At 67.8% G+C, this 15893-nt stretch carries 3 protein-coding genes; 1 reads left to right on the top strand and 2 read right to left on the bottom strand.

From position 1 onward, the window contains the following. Positions 1 to 39 precede the first annotated feature (39 nt). Positions 40 to 4038: a hypothetical protein gene (locus IPK20_05765; GenBank protein ID MBK8016267.1), complete on the bottom strand. Its 3999-nt coding sequence runs from the start codon at positions 4036 to 4038 to the stop codon at positions 40 to 42. A 32-nt stretch (positions 4039 to 4070) separates the two neighbouring features. On the opposite strand from IPK20_05765, the gene IPK20_05760 reads away from it, so the two are divergent. Continuing rightward, positions 4071 to 5450 (top strand): hypothetical protein, encoded by a 1380-nt coding sequence (locus IPK20_05760; protein ID MBK8016266.1) that lies wholly within the window; start codon positions 4071 to 4073, stop codon positions 5448 to 5450. On the opposite strand, the gene IPK20_05755 is transcribed toward IPK20_05760, so the two are convergent. Then, the gene (locus IPK20_05755) at positions 5356 to 15633 is read right to left on the bottom strand and encodes a hypothetical protein (GenBank protein MBK8016265.1); all 10278 of its coding nucleotides are present in this window, start codon (positions 15631 to 15633) and stop codon (positions 5356 to 5358) included. The genes IPK20_05760 and IPK20_05755 overlap by 95 nt on opposite strands. Between the last annotated feature and the right edge of the window lie 260 nt (positions 15634 to 15893).

The following is a 15893-nucleotide window of genomic DNA, read 5'->3' as shown; positions in this document are numbered from 1 at the left end:
GACCGGTGAACCGGCCCGGGAAACCGCCCGGACAACCCGTTACCAGGCGATATCGTTGGAGTTGAGGCCGTTCACCGCCACGCCCGGCAGGTTGATCTGGATGTCGGTCGAGCCGTCGCCGTCCGTGTCGACCTCCAGCACGCCCGTCGTCCGCACGATCGCCTGGCCACCTGATCCACCGGTGCCGGCGTCGTACGTTCCCGAGACCGTCTGCAGCGTGCCGGAGCTGGTGATCGCGCTGAAGTCCAGCACGTCCGCCGCGCCAGCGCCCGCCGAGAAGCCCGTGATCGTGTCCGCCGCCCCCGAGGTCGAGTCGCTGTTCGACGTGAAGATGAAGGTGTCGTTGCCGGAGCTTGCCGTATAGGAGTCCGCCCCGCCGCCACCGGTCACCGATACGCCGGTGCTGCCGGTGAAGACGAAGGTGTCCGCGCCGGAGGTACCGACGGCCGTCTCGACGTTGGACGTCGTCAGCGTTCCGGAGGCCAGCAGGGTGACCGAATCGGCGCCCGCGGAACCGGTGACCGTCTCCACGTTGCTCACCGAGATGTCGTCCGCCGCGGCCATGGTGACCCGGTCCGTGCTGGCCGAGCCCACCACCGACTCGATCGCCGACACGGAGACCGTGCCGCCGCCGATCATGTGCAGGACGTCGGAGGTGCCGGTCGTACCCGTCACTCCCTCGATCGCACTGACCGACAGCGTTCCGCCTGCCAGCATCGACACCGTGTCGGTGCCCGTGCTGCCGATGACCGTCTCGACCGCCGAGACTGCCGCCGTCTGGGCACCCAGGAGGCGCAGGACGTCGTCCGTCGAGGTGGAGTTGGAGCCGACGATCGTCTCCACCGAGCTGACGGCCATGGTGCCCGCCCCCAGCATCGACACCGTGTCGGTGCCGGTGAAGCCCAGCACCGTCTCGACGCCCGATACCACCAGGTCGCCCGAGGCCAGGAGCCTGGTGATGTCCGTACCGCCGCTGCCCAGCACCGACTCGACCGCGGAAACCGCCGTCGTGCCGGCACCCAGCAGGGTGACGGTGTCCGTCCCGGTGAAGCCCACCAGAGTGTCGACCGCGCTGACCGCCATGTCGCCGGAGGCCATCATGGACACCGTCTCCACGCCGCTGCTGCCGATCACCGACTCGTAGGCGGATACCGCGAGGCTGCCCGCGCTCAGCATCCGCAGCACGTCGTCCGTCGACGTGGAGTTGGAGCCGATGACCGACTCGACCGCGCTGACCGCCATGGTGCCGGCCGACAGCGTCGTGATGGTGTCCGTCCCGCTGGCACCCAGCACAGTCTCGACCGCGGAGACCGTGAGGCTGCCCGCCGTCAGCATCGACACCGTGTCGGTGCCGGCACTGCCGAGGACGGATTCGACCGCGCTCACCTTCATGGTGCCGCCTGCCAGCATCGTGACCGTGTCCGTACCCGTATGGCCGATCACCGTGTCGATGGCGCTCACGGAGAGATCTCCGCTTGCCAGCATCTTGACCACGTCGGTGCCCGCGACACCCACCACGCTCTCGATCGCCGAGACCGAGACCGTCCCGGTGCTCATCAGACGCAGGACATCGTCCGTCGTCGTGGAGTTGGTACCCACCACGGATTCGACGATGCTCGCGGCCAGCGTGCCGGCCTCCAGCATGGTCACCGTGTCGGTGCCCGAAGTGCCCGTGACCGTTTCGACCGCCGACACCGTGAGGGCGCCGCTGCCCAGCATGGCCACCGTGTCGGTGCTGGCGCTTCCGGTCACGGTCTCGATCGAGCTGATGCGCATCGTGCCCGCGCCCAGCATTTCGGCCGTGTCCGTGGCCGCCGTCCCGATGAGCGTCTCGACGCTGGACACCGCCATCGCCGTGCCGCCCAGGAGCGTCACGATGTCGACACCGGAGCTGCCGATCACCGACTCGACGCGCGACGCGGACAGGCTGCCCGCGCCCAGCATCGTGATGGTGTCCGTACCCGTGTGGGCAACCACCGTCTCCACCGAGGAGATGGCGAGGTCACCGCTGGCGAGCATGTTCACCGCGTCGGCCACGGACGAACCCAGGACCGTCTCGACATCCGTCACGTTGGCCGTGCCGCCGCCGATCAGCCGCAGTACGTCATCCGTGCTGGTGGACGCGCTGCCCACGATCGACTCGACCGCGCTGGTAACCAGCGTGCCCGCGCCGAGCATGGTGACCGTGTCCGTACCGGTGAAGCCCAGCACCGTCTCGACCGCCGACACCGACACCGAACCCGAGGCCAGCATCCGGGCGATGTCGCCGGTGGACGTGTTGCCCACCACCGATTCGATCGCCGACACCGCCGTCGTTCCCGCGCCCAGCAGCGTCGCCGTGTCCGTGCCCGTCGTGCCCACCAGCGTGTCCACCGCAGACACGCTCAGGTCGCCCGCCGCCAGCATCGTCACCACATCCACCGCCGTGCCGCCCACCACCGATTCGATCGCCGACACCGCCGTCGTTCCCGCTCCCAGCAGCCTCAGCACGTCGTCCGTGCTCGTCGAATCCGAGCCGATCACCGACTCCACCTTCGACGCCGCCAGCGTTCCCGCCGCCAGCATCGTCACCGTGTCCGTCGACGTGCTTCCCAGCACCGTCTCCACCGCCGACAGCGACAGTCCGCCCGCACCCAGCATCGACACCACATCGCCGCTGCTCGTGTTCCCCACCACCGTCTCGATCCGGCTCACCTCCACCGTACCCGCTCCGAGCATGGTCAGGGAGTCCGTCCCGCTGCTGCCGATCACCGTGTCGATCGCCGAGGCCGACACATCGCCCGCCGCCAGCATCGTCACGGTCTCGTCCGCCGTCACCCCGATCACCGTTTCCACCGCCGAGATGCCTGTCGAGCCCGCACCCAGGATCCGCAGCACGTCGTCCGTGCTCGTCGAGTCCGAACCCACCACCGTCTCCACGTTGCTCGCCGCCAGAGATCCGGCATCCAGCATCGTCACCGTGTCCGTCCCCGTGCTTCCCATCACCGTCTCGACCGCCGACACCGACGTCGTCGTCGCTCCCAGCAGGCGCAGCACGTCGTTCGTCGTCGTCGAATCCGAGCCGATCACCGATTCCACCGCACTGGCCGCCAGCGTTCCGGCTCCCAGCATCGTCACCGAGTCCGTGCCCGTTCCACCCAGCACCGTCTCCACCGCCGACGTCGCCAGCGCGCCGCCACCCAGCATCGTCACGATGTCCGTCGCCGCCGCACTTCCCGTCACCGTCTCGACCGCAGACACGGACATGGAGCCCGCGCCCAGCATCGTGATGGTGTCCGTGCCCGTGTTGGCAATCACCGTATCGACCGCGGACACCGCAAGGTCACCGCTGGCCAGCATGCTCACCGTGTCGGTCGCGGTGCTGCCCAGGACACTCTCCACCGCGGAGATGGAGGCGGTACCGCCACCCAGCACCCGCAGTACGTCGTCGGTCGTCGTGGAATCCGAACCGATCACGGATTCGACGGAGCTTGCGGCAACCGTGCCCGCGCCGAGCATGGTGACCGTGTCCGTGCCGGTGAAGCCCAGCACCGTCTCGACCGCCGACACCGACACCGAACCCGAGGCCAGCATCCGGGCGATGTCGCCCGTCGACGTGTTGCCCACCACCGATTCCACCGCCGACACCGCCAGTGTTCCCGCTCCCAGCATCGTCGCCGTGTCCGTGCCCGTCGTGCCCACCAGCGTGTCCACCGCAGACACGCTCAGGTCGCCCGCCGCCAGCATCGTCACCACGTCCACCGCCGTGCCGCCGACCACCGACTCGACCGCCGACACCGCCGTCGTTCCCGCTCCCAGCAGCCTCAGCACGTCGTCCGTCGTCGTCGAATCCGACCCGATCACCGACTCCACCTTCGACGCCGCCAGCGTTCCCGCATCCAGCATCGTCACCGTGTCCGTCGACGTGCTTCCCAGCACCGTCTCCACCGCCGACAGCGACAGTCCGCCTGCACCCAGCATCGACACCACATCGCCGCTGCTCGTGTTCCCCACCACCGTCTCGATCCGGCTCACCTCCACCGTACCCGCTCCGAGCATGGTCAGGAGTCCGTCCGCTGCTGCCGATCACCGTGTCGATCGCCGAGGCCGACACATCGCCCGCCGCCAGCATCGTCACGGTCTCGTCCGCCGTGACACCAATCACCGTTTCCACCGCCGAGATGCCCGTCGAGCCCGCACCCAGAATCCGCAGCACGTCGTCCGTGCTCGTCGAGTCCGAACCCACCACCGTCTCCACGTTGCTCGCCGCCAGAGATCCGGCATCCAGCATCGTCACCGTGTCCGTCCCCGTGCTTCCCATCACCGTCTCGACCGCCGACACCGACGTCGTCGTCGCTCCCAGCAGCCTCAGCACGTCGTTCGTCGTCGTCGAATCCGAGCCGATCACCGATTCCACCGCACTGGCCGCCAGCGTTCCGGCTCCCAGCATCGTCACCGAGTCCGTGCCCGTTCCACCCAGCACCGTCTCCACCGCCGACGTCGCCAGCGCGCCGCCACCCAGCATCGTCACGATGTCCGTCGCCGCCGCACTTCCCGTCACCGTCTCGACCGCAGACACCGCCGTGCTTCCGGCTCCCAGCATCGTCAACGTGTCCGTACCCGTCGTGCCCACGACCGTGTCGACCAGGGAGGTCTTCAGATCGCCCGCGGCAAGCATGGTGACCACTTCGGTCGCCGTTCCGCCCAGCACCGTCTCGATGTCGGAGACGCTCACGCTTCCGCCGAGGACACGTACCACGTCGTCGGTCGCGGTGGAGCCGGAGCCCACCACCGATTCGACCGCCGAGACGGCGACCGTACCCGCGCCGAGCATCGTCACCGTATCGGTGCCCGTTCCTCCGACAACCGTGTCGATGGACGACACCTCGAAGGCGCCGCCGCCCAACAGCGAGACCACCTCGACCGTGGCCGTGCCGCCCACCACCGATTCCACCGCCGACACCGCCAGCGTTCCCGCTCCCAGCATCGTCGCCGTGTCCGTTCCGGTCGTGCCCACCAGCGTGTCCACCGCAGACACGCTCAGGTCGCCCGCCGCCAGCATCGTCACCACATCCACCGCCGTGCCGCCCACCACCGATTCGACCGCCGACACCGCCGTCGTTCCCGCTCCCAGCAGCCTCAGCACGTCGTCCGTGCTCGTCGAATCCGACCCGATCACCGACTCCACCTTCGACGCCGCCAGCGTTCCCGCCGCCAGCATCGTCACTGTGTCCGTCGATGTGCTTCCCAGCACCGTCTCCACCGCCGACAGCGACAGTCCACCTGCACCCAGCATCGACACCACATCGCCGCTGCTCGTGTTCCCCACCACCGTCTCGATCCGGCTCACCTCCACCGTACCCGCTCCGAGCATGGTCAGGAGTCCGTCCCGCTGCTGCCGATCACCGTGTCGATCGCCGAGGCCGACACATCGCCCGCCGCCAGCATCGTCACGGTCTCGTCCGCCGTGACACCAATCACCGTTTCCACCGCCGAGATGCCCGTCGAGCCCGCACCCAGAATCCGCAGCACGTCGTCCGTGCTCGTCGAGTCCGAACCCACCACCGTCTCCACGTTGCTCGCCGCCAGAGATCCGGCGTGCAGCATCGTCACCGTGTCCGTCCCCGTGCTTCCCATCATCGTCTCGACCGCCGACACCGACGTCGTCGTCGCTCCCAGCAGGCGCAGCACGTCGTTCGTCGTCGTCGAATCCGAGCCGATCACCGATTCCACCGCACTGGCCGCCAGCGTTCCGGCTCCCAGCATCGTCACCGAGTCCGTGCCCGTTCCACCCAGCACCGTCTCCACCGCTGACGTCGCCAGCGCGCCGCCACCCAGCATCGTCACGATGTCCGTCGCCGCCGCACTTCCCGTCACCGTCTCGATCGCCGACACCGCCGTGCTTCCGGCTCCCAGCATCGTCAGCGTGTCCGTATCCGTCGTACCCACGACAGTTTCGATCGCGGACGCGGAGATCGCACCTGCCGAGAGCATCACGGCGGTATCGCTCGTCCCCGTCGTCCCGAGCACCGACTCGACCAGGCTCACGCGGATCGATCCGGCCCCCAGCATCGTCACCGTGTCGGTGTCGCCGCCGCCCAGCACCGTCTCGACGGCACTGACGCGCACGCTGCCACCGCCCAGGACCGTGACGGTATCGGTACCCGTACCGCCCAGCACGGTGTCGACATTCGACACCGTGAGATCGCCGCCGCCCAGCATGCGGGTCACGTCCGCCGAGGTCGTCGAACCGATCACGGTCTCGACATTCGACAGGGCCGTCGTACCGCCGCCGAGCATGGTCAGCGTGTCGCTGGAACTCGTGCCCACCACTGTCTCGATGGACGAGATGGTCAGTTCGCCTTCCGACAGCATCGCCAGCGTGTCGCTGGCCGAACCGCCGATCACCGTCTCGATACCGGAGATCGACGTCGTACCGCCGCCGATCTTCGTAAGTATGTCCGTGCCCCCCGTGCCGAGAACCGATTCGACCGCACTCGCCGCCAGAGAACCGGAAGCCAGCATCGTCACGGAATCCGTGCCGGTGCCACCCACGACCGTCTCGACCGCCGACAGCGCGACCGCGCCGCCGCCGAGCAGGCTCACCACGTCGTTGGTCGTCGTGGAGGCCGATCCGATCACCGATTCGACGCGCGACACGGCAAGGCTGCCCGCCCCGAGCATCGTGATGGTGTCGGTGGAGTCACCGCCGACCACCGTATCGACTCGCGAGACCGCCAGGTCGCCGCCGCCGATGAGTACGGCGGAGTCGACGGCCGTGCTGCCGAGGATGCTCTCGATCGCCGACACGGCGACGGTGCCTGCTCCCAGCAACGTGAGCACATCCGCATCGCTGCCACCGACGACCGTTTCCACGCCGCTCGTCGCCAAGGAACCGGAAGCGAGCATCGTGATCGTGTCGGTCGCCGTGCCGCCGATCACCGACTCGATGGCCGAGACCGACGCGTTCGTCGCGCCCACCAGACGCAGCACGTCGTTCGTCGACGTGGAATCCGAGCCCACCACCGACTCGATGGCCGACGCGACCAGTGTGCCGGCGCCGAGCATCGTCACGGTATCGGTACCCGTTCCGCCGACGACCGTTTCGAGCGCCGACACCTTCAGTTCGCCGCCACCCAGCAGAACTGCCGTTTCGTTCGCGGCGCTTCCAATCACGGTTTCGACGCGCGACACGGCCGCGGTGCCCGCACCGAGCATCGAGATGACGTCGGTGTCGCTGCTGCCCACCACCGTCTCGACGCTGGAGATGCCCAGGCTGCCGCCCGCCATCATGGTCACCGTGTCGGAGGCTGTGCCGCCCAGCACCGTCTCGATCGCGGAGACCGATGCAGCGCCGCCCAGCATTCTCAGCACGTCGTTCGTGGACGTCGAATCCGTGCCGACCACCGATTCGACGCTGCTGGCCGCGAGGGTGCCTGCCGAGAGCATGGTGACCGAGTCGGTGCCCGTGCCGCCCAGAACCGTTTCGACGCCGGAGAGCGCGACCTCGCCGCCTCCCAGGATCGCCGCGGTGTCCGTGGCCGCGCTGCCCAGCACGGTCTCGACGCTGGAGACGCGCATCGTGCCGGCGCCCAGCATGGTGACGACATCCGTCGTGGTGTTGCCCGTGACCGTCTCGACCGACGACACGGAGAGGTTGCCACTTTCGAGCATCACGACCGAGTCGGAAGCCGTACCGCCCAGAACCGTCTCGATGGAGCTGATTCGTGCCGTCCCGCCGCCAAGCATGGTGAGCGTATCCGTGTCCGCCGCGCCGATCACGGTTTCCACCGCGCTGGCTGCGATGGAACCGGACGCCATCAGCGTGACCGTATCCGAGGCCGTGCTGCCGATCACCGTTTCTATGGCGCTGATGGAGCTGCTGCCTGCGCCGAGCATGCGAAGCACGTCCGCCGTGCCCGTCGTTCCGGTGACCGATTCCACGCTGCTCGCGGCGAACGTGCCCGCCGTCAGCATGGTCACCGAGTCGGTGGCCGCGCTGCCGATGAACGTCTCGACGCCCGACGCGAGGACTGCGCCCTCGCCCAGGACGATGACCGTGTCGCTGCCGCTGGAGCCCACGACCGTCTCGACGTTGGACACGCGCATCGTGCCTGCACCGAGCATCGTCGCGATGTCCGTTTCCGCGCCACCGACCAGCGTCTCGACGCTGGACACGGAGATGTTGCCGCTCTGCATGAGGACGACCGTGTCGGACGCCGTGCCGCCAAGAACGGATTCGATGGCCGATACCGAGGAAGTGCCTCCGCCCAGCATGCGCATCACATCCGAGGTGCCCGTGGTACCGAGGACGGACTCCACCGCACTGGCGGCAAGCGTGCCGCCGGCAAGCATGGTGATCGAGTCCGTGCCCGTGCCGCCGACGACGGTCTCGACGCCGGTGATGGCGAGCTCGCCACCGCCCAGCAGAGTTGCCGTGTCGGTGCCGGCGCTGCCGACGAGTGTTTCGACCGCAGACACCTTGGTGGCACCCGCGCCGAGCATCGTGATCACGTCGCTGCCGGAGTTGCCCACCACGGTCTCGACCGACGACACCGCGAGGCTGCCGCTCTCCAGCAGGGTCACCGAATCCGAGCCGGTGCTGCCGAGCACGCTTTCGACGCCGCTTACCTTGACGGCACCCGCTCCGATCATGGTCAGGGTGTCGGTGCCCGTGGAACCCACGAGAGTCTCGACCGCGCTCGCCGCGATGCTGCCCGAAGCAAGCATCGTGACGCTGTCCGTGCCCGTTCCACCGACCACGGTCTCGACCAGTGTCACGGCGAGATCGCCGCCTCCCAGCATCTGTGCGGTATCGGTCCCGGACGAACCCACGACCGTCTCGATGCGGGACACCGCCGCGCGTCCTGCGCCCAAGAGGGTCAGGACGTCGGCGTCGGCGCTGCCGACGATGGTCTCGACCAGCGACGTGGCGAGATCGCCGCCGCTCAGCATGGTGACAGTGTCGGTGGCGCTGCTGCCGATGACCGACTCGACACCGCTGATGCGGGCATTCGAGGCACCGAGCAGTGTCAGCGTGTCGGTGTCGCCGGCGCCCATGACCGTCTCGATACTGCTCACGGCCAGGCTGCCCGAGGCAAGCATCTCGACGCTGTCGCTGGACACCGAGCCCAGCACCGATTCGATGGCCGACACGGACGTCGTGCCGCCGCCCAGCATTCGCAGAACGTCGGTGGAACCCGTCGTGCCCTCCACCGATTCCACTGCGCTCGCGGCAACGGTGCCGCCCGACAGCATCGTCACGGAATCCGTGACGGCGCTGCCCTGAACCGTTTCCACTCCGGAGACCGCGAGTTCGCCACCGCCAAGGATCGCCGCCGTGTCGCTACCGGAGCTGCCCAGCACGGTTTCGACGCCGCTGACGCGCATCGTGCCCGCACCCAGCATCGTGGCGACATCGGTATCGCTGCCGCCCACCAGCGTTTCGACGCTGGAGACGCTCAGGTTGCCGCTCGCAATCATCGTGACCGTGTCGCTCGCCGCGCTGCCGAGGACCGATTCGATGGCAGACACCGACGCGGCACCGCCGAGCACGCGCAACACGTCCGTGGATTCCGTCGTGCCGACGATGGATTCCACGGCGCTGGCCGCGAGGGTGCCAGACGACAGCATGGTCACGGAGTCGGTGCCCGTGCCCCCCTGGACCGTTTCCACGCCGGAAATCGCCATGTCGCCGCCACCCAGGATCGCGGCGGTGTCGGTGCCGGAGCTGCCCAGCAGCGTTTCGACGTTGCTCATCCTCGTGGTGCCCGCACCGAGCATCGACACGACGTCCGTTCCCGTGTTGCCGGCCACGGTTTCGACCGAAGAGATGGCGAGGCTGCCACTCTCCAGCATGGACACGGTATCGGAGGCCGTGCCGCCCAGAACCGTTTCGATGCTGCTCACACGAACCGTGCCGCCATTCAACATGGTCAGCGTGTCGGTGTCACTGCCGCCGATGACGGTTTCCACGGTGCTGGTGGCGAGGCTGCCCGAGTCGAGCATCGTCACGGAATCAGTCGCCGCGCTGCCGATCACCGATTCGATGGCGGATACGGAGGCGCTGCCGCCACCGAGCATGCGAAGCACGTCGCTCGTGGACGTGGAATCCGTGCCGACGACCGTCTCGATGCGGGAGGTCGTCATGGTGCCGGCTCCGAGCATCGTGGCCGCGTCCGTGTCGGAACTCCCCACCAGAGTTTCCACGGACGATACGGCGATCGAGCCGCTGTTGAGCATCGTCACCGTGTCGCTGGACGCGCTGCCGATGACCGTCTCCACACCGCTCACGCGTGCGTTGCTCGCGCCGATGAGAGTCAGCGTGTCGCTGTCGCTCGCGCCCATGATCGTTTCGACCGCGCTTGTCGCCAGGCTGCCGGAAGCCATCATGGCGACCGCATCCGTGCCCGCGCTGCCGACGACCGATTCGATCGCGGAGACGGAGGTCGTGCCAGCCCCCAGCATGCGCAGGACGTCGTCGGTCGAGGTGGAGTCCGAGCCGACGACCGACTCGATATTGCTTGCCGCGACGGTCCCGGCGGAGAGCATCGTCACCGAGTCGGTAGCCGTTCCGCCCGTGACCGTTTCGACGCCGGACAGCGCAACTGCGCCTCCGCCGACGATGCCGACCGTGTCTGTGCCACTGCTGCCCAGCACCGTCTCGACACTGCTGACGCGCGTCGTGCCGGCGCCGAGCATCGTCACCACATCGGTGTCGCTGTTGCCGACCACCGTGTCGACCGCGGAAACACTCAGGTCGCCGCTGGAAAGCAGGGACACCGTTTCGGAAGCCGTGGAACCCAGCACGGTCTCGATGCTGCTCACGCGGGTCGTGCCCGCGCCGATCAGGCTGAGCGTGTCCGTGCCCGTATTGCCCAGTACCGAATCGATGGCGCTGGTCGCGAGAGAGCCCGACGAGAGCATCTCGACACTGTCGGTCGCGCTGGTTCCGACCACGGTTTCGATGGCGGACACGGAAGCCGTCCCGCCGCCCAGGACTCTGAGAACGTCATTGGTCGTGGTGGAATCGCTGCCCACGACCGTTTCGACTCGCGACGTTGCCATCGTGCCGGCGCCCAGCATGGTGGCCGAGTCGGCGTCGGCGCTGCCGACGAGGGTTTCGACGGTCGACACGGCGATGGAACCGCCCGAGAGCATGGTGACCGTGTCGCTCGACATACCTCCAATGACGGTCTCCACGCCGCTCACGCGCGCGCTTCCACCACCCAGGATCGTCAGCGTGTCGGTGTCCGCACCGCCCACGACGGTCTCGACGCTGCTCGTGGCGAGACTGCCGGAGGCGAGCATCGTCACCGAGTCGCTCGAGGTGCTGCCGACGACGGTCTCGATGGACGAGATCGACGTGTTGCCCGCACCCAGCATGCGCAGGATGTCGCTGGTGTCGGTGGCATCGGAACCGACGAGGGTCTCGATGGCGCTGCCGGCCACGGTTCCCGCGGACAGCATGGTGAAGGAATCGGTGCCCGTGCCGCCGAGCAGCGTCTCGACACCCGACACGGTGAGCGAACCGCCGCCGAGCACGCCGACCGCATCGGCCGCGCTGCTTCCCAGCACCGTTTCCACGCCGCTCACGCGGGTCGTGCCTGCGCCGAGCAGTGTCGCGACATCGGAGTCTCCGGTGCCCACGAGGGTTTCCACGCGCGATACGGCGATGTCGCCGCCGGCAAGCATGGTGACGGTGTCGCTGCCGGTGCTTCCGATCACGGATTCGATGCCGCTTACCGACGCGGAGCCGGCGCCCAGCATGGTCAGCGTGTCCGTACCCGATTCACCCACCACGGACTCGACGCTGCTCACGGCGAGAGAACCGGACGCAAGCATGGACACGGAGTCCGTGGCAGTCCCGCCCAGAACGGTTTCGATTGCTGAGATGGAGGCGGAGCCGCCGCCCAGCATGCGCAGAATGTCGCTGGCGTCCGTGGCGGCAGTGCCGATGACCGTCTCGATGCGGGACGCAGCCATGGTGCCGGAACCGAGCATCCTGGCGACATCGGCGTCGGCGGTACCGACGAGGGTTTCCACGGCAGACACGCCGAGCGTTCCGGCATCGAGCATGGTCACCGTGTCGGATCCGGTGCTGCCCAGCACGGTCTCGATGCCGCTCACCCGCGTGGCGCCCGCACCAAGCATCGTCAGGGTGTCGGTATCGGCCCCACCGACCACCGTTTCAATGGAGCTCGCGGCCAGACTGCCCGAGGCCAGCATCGTGACCGTGTCGGAGGACGTACTTCCCAGCACGGATTCGATAGCGGAAATGGACGTGTTTCCGGCACCGACCATCCGCAGGACGTCGCTGGTCGTGGTGGAATCGGTGCCCACCACCGTCTCGACGTTGCTCGCCGCCAGCGTGCCGGCTCCGAGCATGTTCACGGCGTCCGTGCCCGTTCCGCCGAGCACCGTTTCCACATCGGTCACGGCCAGGGTTCCGCCGCCGATGATTCCGGCCGTGTCCGTGCCGCTGCTGCCGACCACCGTTTCGATGGCGCTCGTGCGCATGGTTCCGGCGCCGAGCATGGTGGCGACATCGGTGTCGGCAGTGCCGACAAGGGATTCCACGCTGGACACGGCGAGATTGCCACCGGCCAGAAGGCTCACCGTGTCGCTGGCCGCGCTTCCCAGCACGGTTTCGATGGCGGACACCGAGGCGGCACCGCCCAGCATGCGCAGCACATCCGTCGTCTCTGTCGTACCGACGACGGACTCGATGGTGCTGGCCGCGACGGTTCCTGTGGCGAGCAGGGAGACCGAATCGGTGCCCGTGCCGCCTGTCACAGTCTCGATGCCGCTGATCGCCAGTTCACCGCCACCGATGATGCCTGCGGTATCGGTGCCGGAGCTCCCGATGATGGTCTCGACCCCGCTGACGCGGGTCGTGCCTGCGCCAAGCATCGTGACGACATCGCTGCCGGAGTTGCCGGTGACCGATTCGACCGAAGATACGGCCAGATTCCCGCTCTCCAGCATGACGACCGAGTCCGAGGCCGCTCCGCCCAGGACCGTCTCGATGCTGCTCACGCGTGCCGTGCCGCCGCCCAGCATGGTGAGGGTGTCGGTGTCGGCAGCGCCCACGATGCTGTCAACCAGGCTGGTGGAGAGGGATCCCGATGCCAGCATGTTCACCGTATCGGTGGTGGTGCCGCCCACCACCGTCTCGATCGCGGAGACTGCCGTCGTGCCACCGCCCAGCATCCGCAGGGCGTCCGTCGACTCCGTCGTTCCGACAACTGTTTCGATACGCGAGGTCGAGACGGTGCCGGTTCCGAGCATCTTGGCGACGTCCGTGTCGGCGCTGCCCACCAGGGTTTCCACGGCGGACAAGGCAATGTCACCGGCGCCGAGCATGGTGATGGTGTCGGACGCAGAGCTTCCGATCACCGTTTCGATGCTGCTCACGCGCGCGTTGCCAGCGCCCATCAGAGTCAGCGTGTCACTGTCGGCACCGCCGATGACCGTCTCCACCGTGCTCGCTGCAAGCGAACCGGAAGCCATCATGGTGACCCCGTCGACGCCGACGCTGCCGATGACGGATTCGATGGCGGAAACGGATGTGTTGCCGGATCCGAGCATCCGGAGGACGTCGGCCGAGTCCGTGGTACCCACGACGGATTCGACGCTGCTCGCCGCGACGGTACCGGCCGACAGCATGCTGACCGAGTCGGTTGCCGTGCTGCCCAGCACGGACTCCACTCCGGAGACGGCAAGCTCCCCGCCACCCAGGATGCCGGCGGTATCCGTGCCGCTGCTCCCAAGCACCGTCTCGACGTTGCTCAGGCGCGTCGTACCCGCACCCAGCATCGACACCACGTCGGTTCCGCTGCCACCGACGAGGGTGTCCACAGCGGACACGCCGAGATCACCGCTGTCGAGCATGGTGACCTTGTCGCTGCCTGCGCTGCCGATCACGGACTCGATCGCACTCACGTTCGTGTTAGTGGCGCCGAGCAACGTCAGCGTGTCGGTTCCGGTGTTACCCGTGACCGATTCCACGCCGCTGACCGCGAGCGAGCCCGATGCGAGCATGTCGACCGAGTCGCTGCCGGCGCCGCCAATGACGGATTCGATGGCGGAAACGCCCACGGTGCCGCCGCCGATCATGCGCAGCGCATCCGTGGACTCCGTGGTTCCGATGACCGTTTCGATGCGCGACTGCGCCAGTGTGCCGGTGCCCAGCATGGTGGCGACGTCCGAATCGGCACCGCCGACAACGGTTTCGACGGCGGACAACGCGATGCTGCCGCTGTCCAGCATGGACACCGTGTCGCTGCCGCTGCTTCCCACCACGGTCTCGATGCTGCTCACACGCGCGGCGCCTGCACCCAGGAGGGTGAGGGTATCCGTGTCGGCCGCACCGACCACGGTATCCACGGCGCTCGTTGCGAGCGCGCCGGAGTCCAGCATGGTGATGGTGTCGTTGCCTGCGGCTCCGATCACGGATTCCACGGCGGAAACCGACGTGCTTCCCGCGCCAAGCATGCGCAGCACATCGGTTGTATCGGACGTGCCGACCAGGCTTTCCACGCTGCTGGCCGCAACGGATCCACCAGACAGCATCGTGAACGTGTCGGTAGCCGTGCCGCCCAGAAGGGTTTCGACGCCGGATACGGCGAGCGAGCCGCCGCCGATGATCCCGGCCGCGTCTGCGCCGCTGCTGCCCAGTACCGTCTCGACTCCGGAAACGCGCACCGTCCCGGCACCCATCATTTGCGCGACGTCGGTCCCGCTCGTACCGACGACCGTGTCCACCCCGGAAACAGAGATCGTCCCGGTGTCGAGCATGGCGACGCTGTCGGCGCCGGCACTGCCGATGACACTCTCGATCGCGCTCACGGAAGCCGCACCCGCGCCCAGCATGCGCAGGGCGTCGCTCGTGTCCGTCGAACCGATCAGCGTCTCGATGCTGCTGGCCGCGATGGACCCGGCGTCGAGCATCGTGACCGTGTCGGTTGCCGTGGTGCCCGTGACGGTCTCGACCGCCGAAACTGCGGTCGGCGTGCCGCCCAGGACGGTGACGGTGTCGCTTCCCGAACTGCCGATGACCGTTTCCACCGTGCTCACGCGAAGCGTGGCGGCGGCGAGCATCGTCGCGATGTCGGTGTCGGAACCTCCAACCAGTGTTTCCACGCCGGAGACGGCCAGCGTGCCTCCGCCTTCGAGCGTCACGCTGTCGATTCCGCTGCTGCCCACCACGCTCTCGACGTTGCTGACGCGCATGGCGCCGGCGCCGAGCCGGTTGACGATGTCCGTTCCCGAAGTGCCCAGCACCGATTCCACCGAGCTCACATTGAGCGTGCCAGCCGCGAGCAGGCTGACGGTATCCGATCCGGTGCTTCCGAGGACCGTCTCGATCGCCGAGACAGAAGTGTTGGTTGAGCTGAGGAGCCTCACGACATCGCCATCGGCCGATGAACCGACGACCGATTCGACCGCGTTCATCAGCAGCGTCGTCGCAGACGAGTCGAGGAGCACGACATGGTCCGACGTGCCCGTGGAACCGAGCACCGATTCTATGGACGAAAGCGACGCCCCCCCTCCCTCACCCAGCAGTGTGACTCTGTCGGTCGTGCCAGACGTCCCCAGAACGCTGTCGTTGTCGAGGGTCGTCACTCCACTGCTCACGGAAAACGTGGTCATGCCTTAACTCCTAGGTGGCTCCCGGCTGCTCGCGCCGGAACGCTCGGATAAGTCGGTTCATGTAAGGCGGTGCTACACCGCGGGAGATCGCATGCGTACTTCATGACATGCGATTCCGCTCCAGTCGCGCGACAGATCGACGGAACCTCAGCTACGCCTTCGCGGTAACGACCAAACCTCTTACTTCTTGAATTTCAACGGCCTTGTGAAAAGGGTCTTCCGCAAGGTGTCGCAGGAAGGGGATGAAAGATCTCGCACAG

Source organism: Betaproteobacteria bacterium, from assembly GCA_016713305.1.
Classification (GTDB): Bacteria; Pseudomonadota; Gammaproteobacteria; order Burkholderiales.
The sequence above is the reverse complement of the archived record's forward strand: the minus strand, read 5'-3'. Positions and strand labels throughout refer to the sequence as shown.